At 73.6% G+C, this 23,583-nt stretch carries 3 protein-coding genes; 2 read left to right on the top strand and 1 reads right to left on the bottom strand.

Annotated elements, in window-relative coordinates:
- Nucleotides 1–54 precede the first annotated feature (54 nt).
- The gene (locus tag LO772_RS01955) at nt 55–1,548 is read right to left on the bottom strand and encodes an FAD-dependent monooxygenase (protein WP_231776554.1); all 1,494 of its coding nucleotides are present in this window, start codon (nt 1,546–1,548) and stop codon (nt 55–57) included.
- A gap of 448 nt (nt 1,549–1,996) precedes the next feature.
- On the opposite strand from LO772_RS01955, the gene LO772_RS01950 reads away from it, so the two are divergent.
- Both LO772_RS01950 and LO772_RS01945 read left to right on the top strand, forming a co-directional pair.
- Nucleotides 1,997–3,085 carry an LLM class flavin-dependent oxidoreductase gene (locus LO772_RS01950; protein WP_231776553.1) on the top strand — a complete coding sequence of 363 codons (1,089 nt, stop codon included), beginning with the start codon at nt 1,997–1,999 and terminating at the stop codon, nt 3,083–3,085.
- Nucleotides 3,086–3,661: 576 nt separating this feature from the next.
- Nucleotides 3,662–23,101, top strand: a complete 19,440-nt coding sequence (locus LO772_RS01945; protein WP_231776552.1) for a type I polyketide synthase — start codon at nt 3,662–3,664, stop codon at nt 23,099–23,101.
- The last annotated feature ends 482 nt before the right edge of the window (nt 23,102–23,583 follow it).

Below are 23,583 nucleotides of genomic sequence, written 5' to 3'. Positions count from 1 at the left end.
CGCGCACCACACACCGCGCACACCACGGCCGGTGACGCGTACGCACGGTCCGGGTCACCCCACCGGGACCGGCACCGGATCGCCGAACCACGCGGCAAGCGCCCCGCGCAATCCCTCCGCGTCCTTGCCGTCCGCGTCCGCCCACGCCACGTGGCCGTCCGGACGCAGCACCAGCACGCCCGGCAGATGCTCCACCGGCTCCGCGGTGACGACGTCCACGCGGTCCGTCCAGCCGTCCGCGCCCGTCAGGTCCGCCGTCCCGCCCGACAGGTCCAGCAGGACCGGACGCCCCGCGTGCAGCGTTCGCGTGATCCGCGACGGGCCCTCCGGCGTCACCAGCTCCGTGTCCGCCAGGCGCCGGCCCAGCAGGTCCGCCTCGGGGCGGCCGTCAAGGCCCGGGTACGTCGTCGGATACCGCACGTCCAGACCCGTCACCGTCTCGATCAGCAGCTTGCGCACCTCGGGGAACCGCAGCAACTCCCCGAACACCTCGCGCAGCGCGGCATTGCGCGGCAGCGGGTACTTCAACGACACCTGCGCCTGCGTGTTCATACACACCCGCTCGCCGACCGGCACCCGCTCGGCGCTGTAGGTGTCCAACAGGCCCTCGGGCGCCCAGCCGTGCAGGGTCGCGGCGAGCTTCCAGCCCAGGTTCACCGCGTCGTTGATGCCGGTGTTCAGGCCCTGCGCACCCGCCGGGTAGTGCACGTGCGCCGCGTCGCCGGCGATGAACACCCGCCGGTCGCGGTACGAGTCCGCGTTGCGCGTCTTCCCGCCGAACCGCGACAGCCACTTCGTGGGCGGCAGTTCCGCGGTGCGCCCGCTGACCCGGTTGATCGCCGTCCACAACTCCTCGCGGGTCACCGGAGTGTCCCCCTCGGTGCGCTCCCGGCCGAACTCCACCGACATCAGCCGGACCGTGCCCGGCTCCAACAGGATCTCCCCGTACAACCCCTCCTCGTGCAGCTCGGTCACCAGCCGCTCGGTGACGTCGAGAGGCGCCTCGGCGTCGCCCAGCACGCCGTAGTACGCCGCACCCAGCACGGTGGAGGTGATCTCCGTGTGCGAGCGCACGACGCTCGCGGCGCCGTCCGCGCCCACGACGTACGCGGCACGCAACTCCCGCTCCCCGTCGGGCGAACGCACGGTGAGCGTCACGCCGTCCGCGTCCTGCTCCAGGCCGAGCACCTCGTACCCGCGCCGGAAGTCCACGCCCAACTCGTGCGCGCGCTCCTCCAGCAGCTGCTCGGTACGCCACTGCGGCACCACGAGCGTGTACTCGTGCTCCTGGAAGTGCTCCAACTGCAGCCAGAACAACGCGAAGTGCACGCGGTCCCACACCGGGGGCCTCTGCGCGCGCAGGCGCTCCCCGATGCCGCGCTGGTCCAGCAACTCCAGCGACCGCGCGTGCAATCCGGTGCCCCGCGACTCGTTGCGCGGCACCGGCGACTTCTCCAGCAGGATCGTCTTGATCCCGGCCAACTTCAACTCGCACGCGAGCATCAGCCCGGTGGGGCCTCCCCCCACGACGATGACGGTTCGACTCATGAACGGCCCCTTCGGCGGCAGGTGAACGGACGCCGCGGGCGATGGCGGCGGCCCGCGGACGACGTGCGCACGCACGTATGCGCTTCATGCTCCGGACCGCGCTTAAGGCGGGCTAACGGCCGTGCGGACGCCGCCGCGCCGCCGGGGATTCCGCGTGCCGTCGCCGGCGCCGGGATTCCGTCGCCGACGGCGTTCCGCGGGTGTTCGGCGGATTTCCACAGCCGTGCCACAGCCGTGCCACAGCTGTGCCAAAGCCGCGCCAAAGCCGCGCCAAAGCCGCGCTTAATCGGTGCTGAAGCCGCTCTGAATCCGTCCTTGAGCCGCGCTTTGTTCGCGCTCGGCAAACTCCGATGCCGCGCCGAAGCGTGACCGAAATTCCGCTGTGCGGACCGCGGAAATTTTCCGGTCTCCATCCCGGCGGTCATTCTTCCTGTGGCTCAATTGGCCCATGACCGCAATCCCGCGAAAAACCGCGTCCGTGAATTCCGCGTCCACCGCCGCCCCCCGGCGCGTCCCGATCTCGGTGCTCGACCTCTCGCCCGTCATGGGCGAGTCCAGCGCGGCCGAGGCGCTGCGGAACACCGTCGACCTCGCCCGCCGCGTCGAGGCGTTCGGCTACCACCGGTTCTGGGTCACCGAACACCACAACACGCCCGGTGTGGCCAGCTGTTCGCCGCCGGTCCTGATCGGCCGGCTCGCCGACGAGACGAACACCCTGCGCGTCGGCTCCGGCGGCGTCATGCTGCCCAACCACCCGCCGCTCGCCGTCGCCGAGCAGTTCGGCACGCTGGAGGCCCTGCACGGCGACCGCATCGACCTCGGCATCGGCCGCGCACCCGGCACCGACGCGGTCACCGCCCTCGCCCTCAACCGGTCCGTCCAGCCGCTCACCAACGAGGAGTTCCCCCGGCAGGTCGACGAACTCATGGGCTACTTCCAGGGCGACGTGCACGGCATCGTCGCCGTGCCCGCCGCGGACCGCCGCGTCCCCATATGGATGCTCGGCGGCAGCCCCAACAGCGCGCGCCTCGCCGGGAGACTGGGACTGCCCTTCGCCGTCGCCCACCACCTGCGCACCGAGCAGACCGAAGCCGCGTTCCACGCCTACCGGGAGGCGTTCCGCCCCGAACGCGGGCTGACCGAACCATACGCGCTGGTCTGCGCCATGGTCGTCGCCGCCGAGACCGACGCCGACGCGGAACGCCTCATCCGGCCCGTGCGCCTGTCGATGCTGCGCGAACGCGAGAACCCGCGCGTCGAGGCGTACCCCAGCCAGGACGCCGCGGACCGGTACGAATTCACCGACGCCGACCGCGAGTTCACCGACGCCTATCTCGGCGCCCAGATCATCGGCGGCCGGGAGACCGTGGCCGCCAAGACCACCGCCCTGCTCGAACGCACCGGCGCCGACGAGGTCATGGCCCTCACGCTCATCCACGACCACGAGGAACGGGTGCGCTCGTACGAGGTGTTCGCGGACGTGACCGCGGGCCTGCCCGCCGCGGACACGCGCACCGAATCGGCCGTGGGTTCCTGACGCTCGCGGGCCCGCGAGAACGCGACAAGGGGCGGGTGCGACGAAGGCCGCGAACCCGGTGACGGTCCGCGCCCGCGAGCGCGGTGCCCGGGTGTCGCGCCGCTGCCGGCGGCGCGGGGGAGCGGGGGCGGCGGGCCCGGCGGCGGTATCGAGCCGACCGCCGGCCCACCGGTCCCGCCCGGGCGCGGAAAACGCGATGACGGAGGCGATGACGGTCGGCGAACCCCCGGTAGGGGCCGTGCGTGCGCCGATGATTCGCCGCCGCCCGCAGCGTCGCCCCGGAGAGCGCCGGCGACGTCATGGGCAAGGGTCGGCGCATCGCCGGTATCGGACGCGCGGCACCGACGCTGCGCCGCCCGCGCCCGAGGCATCCCGGGAGCACTCGCCCTTTTGCCGTGGTGCGCGGCGGCCGGAAATTCCCGGACGCTTTAGCGCTCGAATAGGGGGTCGTTAGTCCCGCCGACCAGAATGGCGACGCGCTGGGGGCCTTCGCGCCCGCACGCGAACCGCCGATTCCTGGAGAGGCCCCGGCCGAGAATGTCGCGCGGGGCGGCACGAAGGGGCAGCGAAGCGACCATGACGATCAAGCCGGGACCCGCGACGTCCTCCGCCGAACGCACGCCCGCGACCACCGCAGTCCCGGAGCACGACGGCGAGCCCGACCCCGGGCGCGACGCGGTGGCCGTGATCGGGCTCGCCTGCCGCCTTCCCCAGGCGCCCGACCCGGCCGCGTTCTGGCGCCTCCTGCGCGACGGCACCGACGCCATCACCGCGACGCCGCCCGACCGCCGGGACGCCGACGCCCCGCACGACGCCGACCCCTCGGTTTCGGGACGGACCGTCACCGGGCACGGCGGGTATCTCGACCACGTCGACCTGTTCGACGCCGACTTCTTCGGGATCTCGCCGCGCGAGGCCACCGCGATGGACCCGCAGCAGCGCCTCGCCCTCGAACTCGCCTGGGAGGTCTGCGAGAACGCCGGCATCGACCCGGAGCGCCTGCGCGGCACCCGCACCGGCGTGTACGTGGGCGCCATGGGCGACGACTACGCCGCACTGCACCACCGCACCGGCGCGGACGGCATCACCGCACACACCCTCACCGGGCTCAGCCGGGGCGTCATCGCCAACCGCATCTCCTACAGCCTCGGCTTCCAGGGGCCCAGCCTGGCCGTGGACGCCGCGCAGGCCTCCGGGCTGGTCGCCGTCCACCTCGCCTGCGAGGCCCTGCGGCGCGGCGACGCCACCACCGCGCTCGCGGGCGGGGTCAACCTCAACCTCGTCCCGGAAAGCACCGTCGCCGCGGGCAAGTTCGGCGGACTCAGCCCCGACGGGCGCTCGTACACCTTCGACGCGCGCGCCAACGGCTACGTGCGCGGCGAGGGCGGCGGCCTGGTCCTGCTGAAGCCACTGCGGGACGCACTCGCGGACGGCGACCGCGTGTACTGCGTGATCCGGGGGAGCGCCGCGAACAACGACGGCGGCGGTCGGAGCCTGACGACGCCGACGGCGGCGGCACAGGAGGCCGTGCTGCGGACGGCGTACGAACGCGCGGGCGTGCCAAGGGAGTCCGTGCAGTACGTCGAACTCCACGGCACCGGCACGCGGGTCGGCGACCCCGTGGAGGCGGCGGCCCTGGGCGCGGCACTCGGCGCCGGGGCCGGGCGCGCCGAGGACGCCCCGCTCGTCGTCGGATCCGCCAAGACCAACGTCGGGCACCTGGAGGGCGCCGCGGGGATCGTCGGCTTCATCAAGACCGCGCTGAGCATCCGGCACCGCAGGATTCCGGCGAGCCTCAACTTCGCCGCGCCCAACCCCGACATCCCCCTCGGAGAACTGCGGTTGGCGGTGCCGACGCGGACGGGCGACTGGCCGCGTCCCGACCGGCCGCTGATCGCGGGCGTCAGCGCGTTCGGCATGGGCGGGACGAACTGCCACGTGGTGGTGGCGGAACCCCCGGCCCGGGCACGGCGGGCCGGGCGTCCGGACGGACCGGCGGGCGTCCCGGACGGACTCCTCGCCTGGCCGTTGTCCGCCCGCACCGACGACGCGCTGCGCGAACAAGCCGCCAAATACGCGGAGTTCGCGGATGCCGCGGTCGCCGCCGAGCGCACGGGCGGCGGCGTCGAACCGGAGGACCCCGCGGACATCGCGCACGCCTTGGTCCGAACACGCCACACCTTCGCGCGCCGCGCGGTCGCACTCGGTCGGAACCGCGACGAACTCACCCGCGGACTCGCCGCGTTGACCGACCCGAGCGCGCTCTCGGCGGCGGTGGTGACCGGGTCGGCCTCGCCGGGTGGGCTGGGCTTCCTGTTCTCCGGCCAGGGCAGCCAGCGTCCCGGCATGGGCCGCGAACTGGCCTCGCGTCACCCGGTGTTCGCGGCGGCGCTCGCCGAGGTCACGGCCGCCCTGGACGCGCACCTGGACCGGCCGCTCGCGGACGTCCGGGACACCGACCTCGTGCACGAGACCTGGCACGCGCAGCCGGCGCTGTTCGCCGTCGAGGTGGCGCTGTTCCGGCTTCTCGAGTCCTGGGGCGTGCGGGCGGATGTCCTGGCGGGGCATTCCCTCGGCGAGCTTTCCGCGGCCCACGTCGCGGGGCTGTGGTCGCTCGCGGACGCCGCGCGCGTGGTCGCGGCCCGGGGGCGGCTCATGCGCGAACTCGCCCTTCCCGGCGGGGCGATGCTCGCCGTCGCCGTCCCGGAAGCGGAACTCGGTGAACTGCCCGGCGGCGTCTCGGTGGCGGCGATCAACGGACCCGCGTCGGTCGTGCTCTCCGGCGACGCGGACACGGTCGCCGGCCTGGAGGAGTTGTGGCGCGGCCGGAGTGCCCGGGTGTCGCGGCTGCGGGTGTCGCACGCGTTCCACTCGTCCCACATGGACCCCATGCTGGACGAGTTCCGGGCGGTCCTGGAGTCGGTCGCGTACGCCGAGCCGTCCATCCCGCTGGTCTCGAACCTGACCGGGGAACGCGCCGGGGACGAGATCCGCACCGCCGACTACTGGGTGCGCCACGTCCGCGAGACGGTCCGCTTCGCCGACGGCGTCGCCACCGCCCGCGCGACGGGCGTCACCCGGTTCCTCGAAATCGGCCCCGACGCGGCCCTGACAGGTCTGTCGGCCGACAGTGCACCCGACGGCGAAGTGGCCGTCGCCGCACAACGCCGCGACCGCGCGGAGGACGACGCCCTCCTCACCGCCGTCGCCACGCTCTGGGCGCACGGCACCGACGTCGACTGGTCCGCGCTGCTCCCGGCCGGGAGCGGGCGCGCCGTCGACCTGCCCACCTACGCGTTTCAGCGCAAGCGGTTCTGGATCGACACCTCCGCCGCGCTCCAGACCCCGGACACCTCCGCCCGGCCCCCGATGCCGGACACGGACGACTCCGCCGCCCCCGCGCGGCGCTTCGCCCCCGGGCCCGACCTGCCGGACCGGCTGGTCGAACTCGTGCGCACCACCATCGCCGTCGTCCTGGGACACGTCACGGCCGACACCGTCGACATGACCGGTGCGTTCGGGGAACTCGGCCTCGACTCGCTGATGTCCGTCGAATTGCGCGACCGCCTGGCGGCGGCCACCGGCGTGCGGCTCCCGGCCGCGCTGGTCTACAACCATCCGACGCCCGACGCGGTCGTACGCCACCTGACCGATGCCCTGGACGACCCCGATCTCCGGGCCGAGCACGGGAGTTCGGGGACGGACGCGACCGGGCGCGCGGCGGCCGACGAGCCGATCGCCATCGTCGGCATGAGCTGCCGGCTTCCCGGGGGCGTCGCGTCGCCGGAGGAGCTGTGGGACCTCGTCCGGGACCAGGTCGACGCGATCTCGGGCTTCCCCTCCGACCGGGGGTGGGATCTCGACGCCCTGTACGACCCCGACCCCGGCCGCCCCGGCACCAGCTACGCCCGCTCGGGCGGGTTCCTGCACGACGCGGGGGCGTTCGACGCGGCGTTCTTCGGGATCTCGCCGCGCGAGGCGACGGCGATGGACCCGCAGCAGCGCGTTCTGCTGGAGACCGCGTGGGAAGCGGTCGAGCGGGCCGGGATCGACGTCTCTGAGCTGCGCGGGACCCGGACCGGCGTCTTCGTCGGCGCGATGCCGCAGGAGTACGGCCCCCGCCTGCACGAACCCGCCGACGGCCACGACGGCTACCTGCTGACCGGCAGTACGACGAGCGTCGCCTCGGGCCGTGTGTCGTACACGCTCGGCCTCGAGGGCCCGGCCGTGACCGTCGACACCGCGTGTTCGTCCTCGCTCGTCGCCCTGCACCTGGCGAGCCAGGCGCTGCGGCAGGGCGAATGCACGATGGCCCTCGCGGGCGGCGTCACGGTCATGGCGACGCCCGGCATGTTCGTCGAGTTCAGCCGCCAGCGCGGCCTGGCCCCGGACGGGCGCTGCAAGGCCTTCGCCGCCGGGGCGAACGGCACGGGTTGGGCCGAGGGCGCGGGCATGCTCCTGCTCGAACGCCTGTCCGACGCGAGGCGCCGCGGGCATCGCGTGCTCGCGGTCGTCCGCGGCAGCGCGGTGAACCAGGACGGTGCGTCCAACGGACTCACCGCACCCAACGGGCCCGCACAGGAGCGCGTTCTGCGCACCGCGCTGGAGAACGCGCGCCTGACGCCGGCCCAGGTCGATGCCGTGGAGGCGCACGGCACCGGGACGTCGCTCGGCGACCCGATCGAGGCGGAGGCCCTGATCGCGACGTACGGGCGCGACCGCGACCCCGAGGCGCCGTTGTGGCTCGGGTCGTTGAAGTCGAACATCGGTCACGCGCAGGCCGCCGCGGGGGTGGCCGGGGTGATCAAGATGGTGATGGCGATGCGGCACGGCGTGCTGCCGCGCACGCTGCACGTCGACGAGCCGTCACCGCATGTGGACTGGTCGGCGGGTGCGGTCGCGCTGCTGACCGAGTCCCGTGCGTGGCCCGCGCGTTCGGAGCCACGCCGGGCGGGGGTCTCGTCGTTCGGGATCAGTGGGACGAACGCGCACGTCATCCTTGAGCAGGCGGACGACGAACACGCGGCGGTGCCGGGCGACTTCCCGGCCGAGGCGCCTGCCTCCGCCGCGCTTGCCGACGCCGGCGCCCCCGCCGATCCCGGCACCCCCACCGACGCCGACGGGCCCGGGAACCGTACCGCGGACGCCGTCGAAGACCGGGTCGTGCCGTGGATCCTGTCGGCCCGGACCCCCGAAGCGGTTCGCGAGTCCGCCGCGCGGCTGGCGCGACGGGCGCAGCGCGAGGACGGCGACCGGCCGGACCACCGCGACGTTGCCCGCGCGTTGGTCACGGGCCGGTGCGTATTCGCCGAGCGCGCGGTCGCGTTCGGCCGTACGGGCGGGCAACTGACCACCGCGTTGGCCGCGTTGGCGTCGCCCTCGCCCGCATCGGGGCCCGGGTTCGTCTCGGCGGCGGCCTCGCCCGGAGGGCTGGGCTTCCTGTTCTCCGGGCAGGGGAGTCAGCGGCTCGGCATGGGCCGGGAACTGGCCGCGCGTTTCCCGGTGTTCGCGGAGGTGTTGGCCGAGGTGTCGGCCGTGTTGGACGTGCATCTCGATCGGCCGTTGGCGGAGGTGTGGGACAGCGGTCTGGTTCATGAGACGTGGTGGGCGCAGCCGGCGTTGTTCGCGGTCGAGGTGGCGTTGTTCCGGTTGCTGGAGGACTGGGGTGTGCGGCCGGATGTCCTGGTCGGGCATTCGATCGGGGAACTGGCCGCGGCGCATGTCGCGGGGCTGTGGTCCCTGGACGACGCCGCGCGGGTGGTCGTCGCGCGCGGTCGGCTCATGCGTGAACGCGCGGTTCCCGGTGGGGCGATGCTCGCGGTCGCGGTCCCGGAGACCGAACTCGGTGCCCTCCCCGACGGGGTCTCCGTCGCGGCGGTGAACGGCCTGGCGGCGGTGGTGCTCTCCGGGGACGCCGACGCGATCGCGGGCCTGGAGGAGTCGTGGCGCGGCCGGGGTGTGCGGGTGTCGCGGCTGCGGGTCTCGCACGCGTTCCACTCGTCCCACATGGACCCGATGCTGGACGCTTTCCGGACCGTGCTCGAATCGGTGGCATACGCCGAGCCGTCCCTGCACCTCGTGTCGAACCTGACCGGGCAACGCGCGGGGGACGAGGTACGCACACCGGACTACTGGGTCCGCCACGTCCGCGAGGCCGTCCGCTTCGCGGACGGCGTCGCGACGGCCCGCGACCTGGGCGCCACGCGCTTTCTCGAAGTCGGCCCGGACGCCGCCCTGTCCGGCCTCCTGGCCGACAGCGCCCCGGAGGGTGAGGTCGCCGTCGCCGCGCTGCGCCGCGGCCGTCCCGAGGACGACGTCCTCCTGACGGCGGCGGCCACCCTGTGGGTCCACGGCACCGACGTCGACTGGCGCGCGATCGTCCCCGCCACCGGCCGCCACGCCGACCTGCCCACCTATCCGTTCCAGCGCCGAACCTACTGGCTCGCGCCGCCCACCCCGGGAGCCGACGTGACCGCGGCGGGGCTCGCGGCGTCGGAGCACCCCTTCCTGCACGCCGTGGTCGGGCTCGCCGACGCGGAAGGCCAGCTGTTCACCGGGCGCCTGGCCCTCGCCGACCACCCCTGGCTGGCGGACCACGCGGTGGGCGGCACTGTTCTCGTGCCGGGCACGGCATTCGTGGAACTCGCCCTGCACGCCGGACTGATCGCCGGAACCCCGGTCGTCCGCGAACTCACCGTGGAGACCCCGCTCGTCCTGACCGAGAACGCCCGCGTGGACGTCCAGGTCGCGGTGAGCGCACCGGACGACCGCGGCGACCGGACCCTGACCGTGCACGCGCGTCCGGCCGACGCGGCGGGCGGCGCCTACGACGTCCGCGCGGACGGCCTCGACACCGTCCCGTGGACGCGGCACGCGACCGGCCTTCTCTCCGCCGACACCCCCGGGCCCGTGGCCGCTCTTCCCGCCGACGCGGCACGGGAGTTCGCGGCCTGGCCGCCCTCGGAGGCGGAGGCCGTGGACGTCGCCGAGGCCTACGACCGGCTCGCGGCCCGGGGCTACGGCTACGGCGCCGCGTTCACCGGACTCCGGGCGCTGTGGCGACGTGCCGACGGCCGGATCCTCGCCGAAGTCGCGCTCACGGAGCCCGTCGCCGCACAGGCGCGGGAGTTCGGCGTCCACCCCGCCCTGCTGGACGCCGTGTTGCACGCCGCCCTCGGTGTCGAAGCCGACGACGCGGCGCTGCGGCTGCCCTTCGCCTGGTCGGGCATCCGCCTGGCCGCCACCGGAGCGTCGACCCTGCGCGTGTGCGTCGACACGAACGGCGCCGGGGGACTGCGGATCTCCGCCGCCGACGCTGCCGGTGACCCCGTGCTGTCCGTGGACGCCCTGGTCCTGCGGGAGAGTTCGGGCAAGGTCGCCGCCGCGCCGCGCCCGGGGCCGGACGCCCTGCTCGCCGTCGACTGGATTCCCACGGGCAGCGGCGAAGTCCCCGAGAACGGACACCCATTCGACCCCGGCGCCTATGCCGTCATCGGGCCGGACACCTCCGCTTCCGGCGGCGCCCACCACGCCGATCACGCGGCGCTGACGGCCGCGATCGCGGCGGGAACCCACCCCGCACCCGCCTGGGTGTTCGTCGAACTCCCCACCCCCGCCGAGAAGTCCGATGACGTTCCCGCGGCCGTTCGCGACAGCGCGGCGTTCGCCCTGGAGCTGATGCGGTGGTGGACGGACGCCGCGGCGACGGACGAGTTCGCCGACTCCCGCCTCGTCCTGGTGACGCAGGAAGCCTGGGCCATCGCCCGCACCACGGAGGCGGATGAGCCGCCCTCCCGCGTGAACCCGGCCGCGACCGCCGCGTGGGGGCTCGTCCGGTCCGCGATGCTCGAAGCCGCGGCACCGGAACGGATCCTGCTGCTCGATCTGCCGTCGTCCGCCGCGGGCGCGGACCCCCTCGGAGGCGCGCTCGACCGCACCGCACTGGTGGCGCGGATCGCCCGGTCCGACGGCGAATCCCAGTTCGCGCTGCGCGGGAACGACCTGCTGGTCCCCAGGCTCACCCACGCGAACACCGCGGCTCACGACGACTCCGCACCACCCGAACGCCAACTCCCCTCCGACGGAACCGTGTTGATCACCGGCGGCACCGGAACGCTCGGCGCGATCATCGCCCGCCACCTCGTGACCCGGTACGGGGTACGCCACCTGCTCCTCGTCGGCCGACGCGGCGCGGAGGCCCCCGGCGCCCGAGCGTTGGAGGCCGAACTCACCGCGGAGGGAGCCTCCGTGGCCTTCGCGGCCTGCGACGTCGCCGACCGCGACGCGGTGGCCCAGATGCTCGCGGCCGTGCCGGACGCGCACCCGCTGTCCGCCGTCGTCCACCTCGCGGGCATCGGCGACGACGGCGTCATCGCGTCGCTGACGCCGGAACGCCTGGCCCGCGTCCTGGCCGCCAAAGCCGACGCGGCCTGGCACCTCCACGAATTGACACGGGATCAGGGGACCGAACTCGCCGCGTTCGTCCTCTTCTCCTCCGTCACCGCGACGCTCGGCAGCGCCGGACAGGCCAACTACGCCGCCGCCAACGCCGCCCTGGACGCGCTGGCGGCCCACCGCCGCGGTCAGGGCCTGCACGCCCTCGCCCTGGGCTGGGGACTGTGGGAGGAGTCCGGCGGCGTCACCGCGGCCATGACCGAGACCGACGTCGCCCGCCTGCGCCGCTCCGGCATCGCGCCCCTGCGCACCGACGCGGCACTCAGGCTCTTCGACACCGCGTTCGCCGCCGCCGCACGTGCGGATACCCCGCCGCACCTGCTGCCCGCCTCCTGGGACCTGAGGGCCCTCCGCACCCGAGACGGGGAAACGCACGACGTCCCCGCGCTCTTCCGCGGCCTCGTCCGCGAACGGCCGCGCCGCGCCGCCCGCGAGAACGTCGGCACCGCCGCGTCCGCGCCCGGCCTCGCGGCCCGTCTCGCCGCCCTCCCCGACGACGAACGCGACCGCGAACTGCTCGACCTCGTCAGCGCCCAGGTCGCCGCCGTACTCGGCCACGCGGGAACCGAACTCATCGCCGGGGACAAGGCGTTCAAGGAACTCGGCTTCGACTCGCTCACGGGTGTCGAACTGCGCAACCGCCTGGGCACCGTGACCGGACTGCGCCTGCCGGTCACCACCACGTTCGACTACCCGTCACCCACGGCCCTGGCCGGGTTTCTCGGGACCGAACTGCTGCGCGGGATGGGCGGATCCGCCCCGAACCCCGACGCGGCGCACGCCCGGGGCGCCGCCCCAGCGACCGTCCGCGACGACGAACTCCTCGCGATCGTCGGCATGTCCTGCCGCTTCCCCGGCGGCGTCGCGTCCCCCGACGACCTGTGGCGCCTGGTCGCGAGCGGCGGCGACGCGATCGGCGCGTGGCCGAGCGACCGAGGGTGGGACGTCGACAGCCTGTACGACCCCGACCCCGAGCGGTCGGGCACCAGCTACACGCGCGACGGCGGCTTCCTGTACGACGCCGCCCGATTCGACGCCGATTTCTTCGGCGTCTCGCCGCGCGAGGCGGCGGCGACGGATCCGCAGCAGCGGTTGCTGTTGGAGACGGCGTGGGAGGCGTTCGAGCATGCCGGGATCGATCCGGAGGAGCTGCGCGGCAGCGCGACCGGCGTCTTCGCCGGCGTCATGTACTTCGACTACGGAGCCAGGCTCGGCAGCGCCCCCGAGGAGGCCGAGGGCTATCTGCTCGGCGGAAACCTGGGCAGCGTCGCCACCGGCCGGGTCGCGTACACGTTCGGCCTCGAAGGCCCCGCGGTGACCGTCGACACCGCGTGCTCGTCCTCGCTCGTCGCCCTGCACCTCGCGGGACAGGCCCTGCGGAACGGCGAATGCTCGCTGGCGCTGGTCGGTGGTGTGACGGTGATGTCGACGCCGACGACGTTTGTGGAGTTCAGTCGTCAGCGGGGTCTGTCTCCGGATGGCCGGTGCAAGGCGTATGGGGCGGGTGCGGACGGCACGGGGTGGGGTGAGGGTGTCGGGCTGCTGGTCGTCGAGCGCCTGTCGGACGCCCGGCGGAACGGCCGGCGCGTACTCGCCGTCGTCCGCGGTACGGCCGTGAACCAGGACGGCGCGTCGAACGGCATGACCGCGCCGAATGGTCCGTCGCAACAGCGGGTGATTCGCGGGGCGTTGGCGAGTGCGGGGTTGTCGGCGGCTGATGTGGATGTGGTGGAGGGGCACGGGACCGGGACGCGGTTGGGTGATCCGATCGAGGCGCAGGCGTTGCTGGCGACGTATGGGCGTGAGCGGCGGGCGGGGGGTGAGCCGTTGTTCCTGGGGTCGTTGAAGTCGAACATCGGTCACGCGCAGGCGGCTGCGGGTGTCGGCGGTGTGATCAAGATGGTGATGGCGATGCGGCATGGCGTGCTGCCGCGCACGCTGCACGTCGACGAACCGTCACCGCATGTCGCGTGGGATGACGGTGCTGTCGCCCTGTTGGCCGAGGAGCGGGCGTGGCCGGTGACCGGGGAGCCCCGCCGGGCGGGGGTGTCGTCCTTCGGGATCAGCGGGACGAACGCGCATGTGATTCTTGAGCAGGGGGACGACGAGTCCGAGACGGGGACCGGTGGTTCGCCGGTCGGGGACGCGGCGTCCGGTGCGGTGCATGGCGCGGATGAGCAGCGTGGTGTCGGCCCGGGCATCGAGGAGGAAACCGACGCGGATGCGGACGTGGCCGCTGAGCCGGAAGCGGACCGCCGCGAGAGCGCGGTCGGCGCGGCGCTCGACGGCGCTCCGGTGGTGGTGCCGTGGGTGATATCGGCGCGCACCCCCGAGGCGGTGCGGGAGTCCGCCGCGCGCCTCGCGGGCGTGATCGGCGCGGACACCGGGGCGGAACGCCGGGGCGGAGCGCGGGACGCCGACATCGCACGGGCGTTGGTGACGGACCGGCACGTTTTCGGTGAGCGTGCGGTGGTGGTGGCTCGGGACGGTGCCGGGTTGGCTGCGGCGCTGGACGGGCTGGTGTCGTCCTCTGCCCGGTCGGGTCCGGGGTTTGTGTCGGGGGCTGTGTCGTCGGGTGAGCTGGGGTTCCTGTTCTCGGGGCAGGGGAGTCAGCGGCTGGGGATGGGTCGTGAACTGGCTTTGCGTTTCCCGGTGTTCGCGGAGGCGTTGGCCGAGGTGTCGGCCGCGTTGGATGCTCATCTCGATCGGCCGTTGGCGGAGGTGTGGGACACCGATCTGGTTCATGAGACGTGGTTCGCGCAGCCGGCGTTGTTCGCGGTCGAGGTGGCGTTGTTCCGGTTGTTGGAGCAGTGGGGTGTGCGGCCGGATGTGCTGGTGGGGCATTCGGTGGGTGAGTTGGCGGCGGCGTATGTGGCGGGGTTGTGGTCGCTGGAGGATGCCGCGCGGGTGGTGGTGGCCCGAGGCCGGTTGATGCGGGAACTCGCCGTCCCTGGCGGGGCGATGCTCGCGGTGGCGGTTCCGGAGGCCGAGGTGGGTGTCCTTCCTGACGGTGTTTCGGTCGCGGCGGTGAACGGTCCCGGGGCGGTGGTGTTGTCGGGCGATGCCGAGGCGATCGGCGATGTGGAGAGGCTGTGGCGGGCCAGGGGTGTGCGGGTGTCGCGGCTGCGGGTGTCGCACGCGTTCCACTCGTCCCACATGGACCCGATGCTGGACGCGTTCCGGGCCGTGCTGGCATCGGTGGCGTATGCCGAGCCGAGGATTCCGTTGGTCTCGAATCTGACCGGGGAACGTGCGGGGGAGGAGATCCGGACGCCGGACTACTGGGTCCGGCACGTCCGCGAGGCCGTGCGGTTCGCCGACGGGGTGCGGACCGCGCGCGAATCCGGTGTGACCCGCTTCCTCGAAGTCGGCCCGGACGCCGCCCTGTCCGGTCTGCTCGCCGACGGTGCCCCGGACGGTGAGATCGCCGTCGCCGCGCTGCGTCGCGGTCGTCCCGAGGACGAGGTGCTTCTCACGGCGGTGGCCACGTTGTGGGTCCACGGCAGTGACGTCGACTGGCGCGCGATCGTCCCCGCCACGGGACGCCGCGTCGACCTGCCCACCTACCCGTTCCAACACGAGCGCTACTGGATCGACGCGAGCGACGACCGTCCGACCGATGTCGCCGCCGCCGGTCTCGGCCTCGCGGACCACGCGTTCCTCAGTGCCGTGGTGGCCCCGGCGGGGTCCGACACGACCGTCTTCACCGGGCGCCTGTCGTCGGAGGCCCACCCCTGGCTCGCCGATCACGCGGTGCTCGACACCGTGCTCCTTCCGGGAACGGCTTTGGCCGATATGGCCGTTCACGCGGGCGACGCACTCGGTGTGCCGGTCCTCGCCGACTTCACCCTCGAAGCCGCGCTGGGCATTCCCGAGCAGGGCGCGATTCAGGTGCACGTGGTGGTCGGACCGGCGGACGACGCCGGGGACGGGTCGCGGGTCGTCGCGGTTCACGCACGCCCTGACCCCGGCACAGGCCCGGAGGTCGACGCGGGTGCCGATTGGCGGCGGCACGCGGTCGGACGGCTTGTCACCGGCGTCGCACCCCCGGCCGCCGAACCACCGACCGCGTGGCCGCCCCCGCACGCGGCTCCGATCCCCGTGGCGGACGTCTACCGCGAACTCGCCGACACCGGCTTCGGCTACGGGCCGGTCTTTCGAGGACTGGCGGGTGCGTGGCGCGACCGTGCCGACGACCGGACCGCGTACGCCGAAGTCCGCCTGCCGGACGACGCCGACACGACCGGATTCGGCATCCACCCGGCTTTGTGGGACGCCGCACTGCACACGGTTTTCGTCCTCGGCGGAACCGCTCGCCTGCGCGTCCCGTTCGCGTGGTCGCATGTGACCGTGGCGGCTGCCGGGGCACGGGCTCTGCGCGTCCGGATGACCGAGACCGGCCCCGACGCGGTGTCCGTCACCGCGGTGGCCGAGAGCGGTGAACTTGTTCTGCACATCGGCGAGTTGGTACTGCGTGAGGTCGCCGGACGCGAATTGGCGGCGGCCGTCGCCCCCGAGGACGACACGCTCTACCGACTCGACTGGTTTCCTCTGGCGTCGGCGGCGGGACAGGTCGACGCCGCTCCGCCGCGCATCGACGCCGCGCTCGCCGTGGGCGGTCCGGCGCGCGGTCCGGCGGGCGCGACGCCGGAAGCGGCTCTGCGCGCGGTGTCGAACGTCCTGGCCGCACTTCGCGACGATCTCACGACCGACGCCGCCGAGCCGGCCGCCGCGTCCCCGCGCATCGTCCTGACACGCCACGCCGTTCGCGTCCGGGACGCCGACGCGGGCGCGATCGACCCCGCGGGTGCCGCCGTGTGGGGGCTGGTGCGATCCGCCCAGGCGGAGAACCCGGGCCGGTTCGTACTGCTCGATCTCGACACCGGCGCCGATGCCGAAGGTGACCCCGCGGCGCCGTCGCCGGAACTGCTCGCGAGGATCGCGGCCTCCGGGGAACCCCAGGTCGCCATTCGCGGCGGTCACGCCTTCGTTCCGCGCCTCGTCCGTGACACCGACCCGGCTCCTCGTGACCCCGTCCCGCCGGAACCGCTCGGTGGTGGAACGGTGTTGGTGACCGGTGCCTCGGGAGCGCTCGGCGTTCTCATGGCCCGGCACATCGCCGAGACGTACGCCCCGGCCCGCCTTCTGCTGGTGAGCCGCCGCGGCGAATCCGCCCCGGGGGCGGCGGAGTTGGCGGCCGAGCTGCGTACGTCCGGCGTCGCCGTGGACTTCGCGTCGTGCGATGTCGCCGACCGGGCCTCGCTGGCCCAGGTGTTGGAGGCTGTTCCCGACGACTTCCCGCTGCGCGGCGTCGTCCACGCGGCGGGCGTTCTTGACGACGGAGTCCTCACCTCCCTCGACGAGGCGCGCGTGGCGGGCGTGTTCCGCCCGAAGGTCGACGCGGCCTGGCACCTCGACGCATTGACGCGGGATCACGACCTGGCGTTCTTCGCGCTGTTCTCCTCCGTCGCCGGAGTCCTCGGGACCGCGGGGCAGGGCAACTACGCCGCCGCCAACGCGTACTTGGACGCGCTCGCGGTCCGCCGGACCGCCGAGGGCCTGCCCGCGACGTCGTACGCGTGGGGGCTGTGGGAGAGCACGTCCGGGATGGGCGAGCAGTTGGGCGCGGCGGACGTCGCGCGGATCGGCCGCCAAGGCATCGCCGAACTGCCCGTCGATCGCGGACTGGCCTTGTTCGACCGGGGATTGGCGTCCGGACACGCGACCGTCGTCGCGGCGGCACTCGACCTCGCGGGCCTGCGCGAGGCGGCCCTCCCCGTGCTGCTCTCGCGCCTGGTCCGCGGCGGTGGCCGCCGCCGCGTGGTGACGACGCGGCGGGACACAGGTGCCGCCGACGGCCTCGCCGGACGCCTGATCGGACTCGGCGAGCCGGAACAGCGGCGCATGGTGGTCGAGTTGGTCGCCCGGCGCGTCGCGGATGTCCTCGGTCACCGGTCGGCGGCGTCGGTCGACGCCGGGAGGGCCTTCACCGACGCGGGGTTCGACTCGCTGACCGCCGTCGAACTGCGCAACGTCCTGCAGGCGGAGACCGGCGTCGCGTTGCCCGCGACGGCCGTGTTCGACCATCCGACGCCCGGAGCGCTCGCCGAGTTCCTGTGGCGTGAACTGGCCGGGGCCGCGGAGCAAGGGGTGCCGGTGTCGGCGCCGCGCGACCTGGTGGATGACGACCCGGTGGTGATCGTGGGCATGGCCTGCCGCTATCCCGGCGGTGTGGCGTCACCCGAGGACTTGTGGGATCTGGTGCGCCGCGGCGGCGACGCGATCGGTGGGCTGCCCGACAACCGGGGATGGGACCTGGACACCCTGTTCCACCCCGACCCCGACCACGCGGGGACCACGTACTCCCGGTCCGGCGGCTTCCTCTACGACGCCGACACGTTCGACCCCGAGTTCTTCGGCATGAGCCCGCGCGAGGCTCTGGCCACCGATCCGCAGCAGCGGTTGCTGTTGGAGACGGCGTGGGAGGTGTTCGAGAACGCGGGTATCGACCCGGCGACTTTGCGGGGTTCGTCGGCGGGGGTTTTCACCGGCGTGATGTACGACGACTACGGCTCACGGCTCCGCGAGGCGCCGGACGGCTTCGAGGGCTATCTCGTGAGCGGCAGCGCCGGCAGCGTCGCTTCAGGTCGCATCGCGTACACGTTCGGTTTGGAGGGGCCTGCGGTGACGGTGGATACGGCGTGTTCGTCGTCGTTGGTGGCGTTGCATTTGGCGGGGCAGGCGTTGCGGTCGGGTGAGTGTGATGTGGCGTTGGCGGGTGGGGTGACGGTGATGGCGACGCCGGCGACGTTTGTGGAGTTCAGTCGTCAGCGGGGTCTGTCTCCGGATGGCCGGTGCAAGGCGTATGGGGCGGGTGCGGACGGTACGGGGTGGGGTGAGGGTGTCGGGTTGGTGTTGGTGGAGCGGTTGTCGGATGCGCGGCGTCTCGGGCACCGGGTGTTGGCGGTGGTGCGGGGGAGTGCGGTGAATCAGGATGGGGCGTCGAATGGGTTGACGGCGCCGAATGGTCCGTCGCAGCAGCGGGTGATTCGTCGGGCGTTGGCGGGTGCGGGGTTGTCGGCGGCGGATGTGGATGTGGTGGAGGGGCACGGGACGGGGACGCGGTTGGGTGATCCGATCGAGGCGCAGGCGTTGCTGGCGACGTATGGGTGTGAGCGGCGGGCGGGGGGTGAGCCGTTGTGGTTGGGGTCGTTGAAGTCGAATATCGGTCATACGCAGGCGGCTGCGGGTGTGGCTGGTGTGATCAAGATGGTGATGGCGATGCGGCACGGTGTGCTGCCGCGCACGCTGCACGTGGATGAGCCGTCGCCGCACGTGGACTGGTCGGCGGGTGCGGTGGAGCTGCTGACCGAGGCCCGGCCCTGGCCCGAGAGTTCCGGACCCCGACGCGCAGCGGTGTCGTCCTTCGGGATCAGTGGGACGAACGCCCACGTCATCCTCGAACAAGCCGATGAAGCCGACGAGTTCACGGCCCGGGACGAGCCCGCGGAGGTACCGTCGACGGCACTGGTCCCGTGGCCTCTCTCGGCGCGCAACGCCGCCGCCCTGCGCGACGTGGCGTCCCGGCTCGGCCGCGTCGTCGGCGGCGCGGATGCGGCACAGGTCGCGCACGCGCTGGCGACCTCGCGTCACGGCTTCACCGAACGGGCGGTGGCGCTCGGGAACGACGCGGCGGCCCTCGCGAACAGGCTCACGGACCTGGCCGGTCCCGACACCGCTGCCGCGCGCGTGGTGACCGGCGTGGTGTCTCCGGGCGGACTGGGGTTCCTGTTCTCCGGACAGGGGAGTCAGCGACCGGGCATGGCACGGGAACTGGCCGCGCGCTTCCCGGTGTTCGCGGAGGTGTTGGCCGAGGTGTCGGCCGTGTTGGACGTCCATCTCGATCGGCCGTTGGCGGAGGTGTGGGACAGCGGTCTGGTTCATGAGACGTGGTGGGCGCAGCCGGCGTTGTTCGCGGTCGAGGTGGCGTTGTTCCGGTTGTTGGAGGACTGGGGTGTGCGGCCGGATGTGCTGGTGGGGCATTCGATCGGGGAACTGGCGGCGGCGCACGTTGCGGGAGTGTGGTCGTTGGAGGACGCCGCGCGCGTGGTCGTTGCCCGTGGTCGGCTCATGCGTGAACGCGCGGTTCCCGGTGGGGCGATGCTCGCGGTCGCGGTCCCGGAGGCGGAGGTGGGTGCTTTGCCCGCGAGTGTGTCGGTGGCGGCGGTGAACGGTCCCGCGTCGGTGGTGCTGTCGGGCGACGGCGATGCGATCGACGGTCTGGAGGAGTTGTGGCGTGGCCGGGGCGTGCGGGTGTCGCGGCTGCGGGTGTCGCACGCGTTCCACTCGTCCCACATGGACCCGATGCTGGAGGAGTTCCGAGCCGTCCTGGAGTCGGTCGCGTACGCCGAGCCGTCCGTCCCGCTGGTGTCCAACCTCAGCGGGGAAGTCGCGGGGGACGAGATCCTGACGCCGGACTACTGGGTTCGCCACGTCCGCGACGCCGTCCGCTTCTCCGACGGCATCGCCACCGCCCGGGCAACCGGCGTCACCCGCTTCCTGGAGGTCGGGCCCGACGCGGCCCTCTCCGGCCTGCTCGCGGACGGCGCTCCCGACCACGAGACCGTCGTCGCCGCACAACGCCGCAGCCGCCCGGAGGAGGAAACCCTGGTCGCCGCCGTCGCGACCCTCTGGGCCCACGGCACCGACGTCGACTGGCCGGCCCTGCTCGCCGCCGTCCGGCCGGGGCCGGTCCAGGACGGGTGGCGCCGCTTCGACCTGCCCACGTACCCGTTCCAACGCAAGCGGTATTGGCTCGACGAGCCGCCCACCGGCACCGGCGATCGGGCCGCATCCGGACACCGGGGGACCGGACACCCGCTTCTCGGCGCCGCGTTCGATCTCCCGGACGGCGGCGGGGTGTTGCTCACCGGCCGGATTTCGCCGCGGGCACACCCCTGGCTCGCCGACCACACGGTCGCCGGGACCATCGTGGTGCCCGGCACCGCCCTGGTCGACCTCGTGCTCGCCGCCGGGGCCCGCACCGGCACGCCACGCGTGGACGACCTGACATTGGAGACGCCCTTGGTTCTCACCGAAGACGAAGCGGTCGTCCTGCACGTTGTGGTCGGCGACCCCGACGCCACGGACGGCCGTACCGTCACGGTGCATTCGCGGCCCGACGCCGCCGCCGACGATCCGCCCGCGTGGCGGCGCCACGCGGTGGGCCGCCTGCTGCGGCCCGGCGAAGCGGCCGTGGCCGAGCGGGACATGGCGGCGTGGCCGCCGCCCGGCGCGGTCCCCGTCCCCGTGGACGGGCTGTACGCCGAACTCGCGTCGGTCGGATTCGGCTACGGCCCGACCTTCAGCGGCCTGCGCGCCGCGTGGCGCGACCCCGACAGCGGGGACGTCCTCGCGGAGGCCGCGCTCCCCGAGAGCGCCGAGGTGGCCGGGTTCGGCATACACCCCGCGCTGTGGGACGCGGCGCTGCACGCCGTCTTCGTGGCCCAGGGGACCTCCCCGCTGCGCGTCCCGTTCACGTGGTCGGACGTCGTGATCCACACAAATGGCATACAAGCGGCCCGAGTTCGTGTCACGGCGTCGGGCAGCGGAACCCCCACCGAAACGGTGAGCGTGCGGGTGACCGACGAGCACGGCACACCGGTCGCCACGATCGGCGGTCTCGCGCTGCGGGAGGTCACGCCGGAGCAGTTGCGCGAAGCCGCGGCTGCCGCAACGCCCTTCGGCCGCCTCGCCGACGACCTCCTGGCGGTCGCGTGGGAAGCGGTGCCCGCCGCGGGACCGCCGGAGCGTTCGGTCGTCGACGGCGTCGTCCACCGCGTACCCGTCGACGCGTCGCCGCCGGACGCGGCGTCCTCCGTCCTCGACGTGATCCACGCCGGGCGGGCCGGTGACCACGACCGGCTGCTCGTGGTGACCCGACACGCCGTGGCCGCACGCGAGTTCGAGACGGTCGCGAGTCTCGGCGGGGCCGCCGTGTGGGGGCTCGTACGCTCGGCGCAATCCGAGGATTCCGGCGGCATCCTCCTGCTCGACATCGACGACGACCTCGGACCGGACGAACTCCTCGCCCGCGCCGACGAGATGGCCCGCCTCGATCTCACCCAGGCCGCGCTGCGCGACGGCACGCTCCACGCGCCGCGCCTCAAGCGCGTGCCCCTGCCGTCCGCCGCCGCGCGGACGCCCGAACCCGTCGCCGACGGAACGGTGTTGGTGACCGGCGCGTCGGGTGCGCTGGGCGGTCTCGTGGCCCGGCACCTGGTCGCACGGTATGGCGTACGGCGGTTGGTGCTGGCGAGCCGTCGCGGGGCCTCCGCCCCCGGAGCCGTCGCGTTGGAGGCGGAACTCGCCGCACACGGCGCGTCGGTCGTCTTCGCGTCCGTCGACGTGGGCGACCGGGACGCCGTGGCAGGCCTGATGGCCGAGATCCCGACGGAGTTCCCCTTGCGCGGTGTGGTGCACGCCGCCGGTGTGCTGGACGACGGTGTCGTCGCCTCACTGGACGCGGAGCGCCTCGCCCGGGTCTTCCGGCCCAAGGTCGACGCGGCCTGGCATCTCCACGAGTTGACGCGGGATCAGAACCTGGCGTTCTTCGTGCTGTTCTCGTCCGCCGCGGGGGTCCTGGGCAACGCGGGACAGGGCAACTACGCGGCGGCCAACACCTTCCTGGACGGCCTGGCCGCCTACCGCCGCGGCCTCGGTCTCCCGGCCGTGTCGCTCGCGTGGGGGCTGTGGGCCGCCGAGGCGTCCGGCATGGGCGGCACCCTGGCCGCCTCCGAGACCGCCCGTCTGGCCCGTGCCGGCGTCGTCCCGATCGAACACGACCACGGATTGGCCCTGTTCGACGCGGCGCTCGCGGTGGACAAAGCCGCACTCGTTCCGCTGAGCCTGGACCGCTCCGCACTGCGTGTGCAGGCGGCCTCGGGAACACTGCCGCACATCCTGCGCGGCCTCGTCGCGACTCCGCGCCCCGCCTCGGCACCCGCCCTCGCCACCGAACCGCCTTTCGCGTCGCGCGTCGCGGTCCTTCCGGAAGCCGAACGGCACCGGGAAATCATGGCGTTGGTCCGCACGAACATCGCGGCCGTCCTCGTGATGGACGGGCCCGACGCGGTACCGACCGACCGGGGACTCCTCGACCTGGGCTTCGACTCCCTCACCGCCGTGGACCTCCGCAACCGCCTCGGCGCGGCCACGGGCCTGCGCCTGCCCACGACACTCGCCTTCGACCACCCCACACCGCTCGCCCTCGCGACCCACCTCGCGGGGGAGTTCGCCGCCGCGACCGCCCCGACCGCCGAGGCCGCCGCTCCCGGCGACGTCGCCACCGCCCTCACCGACCTCGAGCGGGCACTCGACCTCGCTTCCCACGGCGTCGCCCCGGAAGACCGTGCGGCCCTGTCCACCCGCCTCCGCGCCCTCGCCCAGCGCCTCGCCACTCCCGACGCCGCCCCTGACACGGCCCCTCACACGGCCGAGCACATCAACGAAGCCACCGACGACGAGATCTTCGACTTCATCGACAAGGAACTCGGCACCTGACCCGCGCCCGTCCCCGGCCCCCGGACACCCGCCGACGCCGATTACTGCCCTGGTGCACCCCTTTCGGGAACCCATGTGGTCGGGCCCGGCGAGGCGCGGGTCCGGCCCGCGGGAAGGATCCGCCGGGGCGCCGCACCGAGGGACACCGCGGAGGTCGCACGTCCGAGCCGGAGAGCGGACCGGTCGGTTCGTGCGGCCCACGCGACGCAGTTGGGCGGAGGACCACGACGCGAACTGGGCTGCATCATGCGGCGGTCGGACGGCGGGGATCTTGTCGGCCCGTTGAAGCAGGGCCGCGGCCGAGGAGGTTCGCGCGGGTGTGCCGTGCCCGGTGCTGGACGGGGCGCCTCCTCGGCCGCGGCGACGCTACGCCGAACCGGTCGCGGGCGTGGCCGGAACGTTTCTTCTCTCGCGGCGGTACGGAAATCGGGGCGCCGTCGGTACGAGGCCGTCTCCGACCGTGCGTGTCCGATGCCGTCGCG

The sequence above is a fragment of the Yinghuangia sp. ASG 101 genome (assembly GCF_021165735.1).
Classification (GTDB): Bacteria; Actinomycetota; Actinomycetes; order Streptomycetales; family Streptomycetaceae; genus Yinghuangia.
Note: the sequence above shows the minus strand (reverse complement) of the source record. Positions and strands in the feature narration are given on the sequence as shown.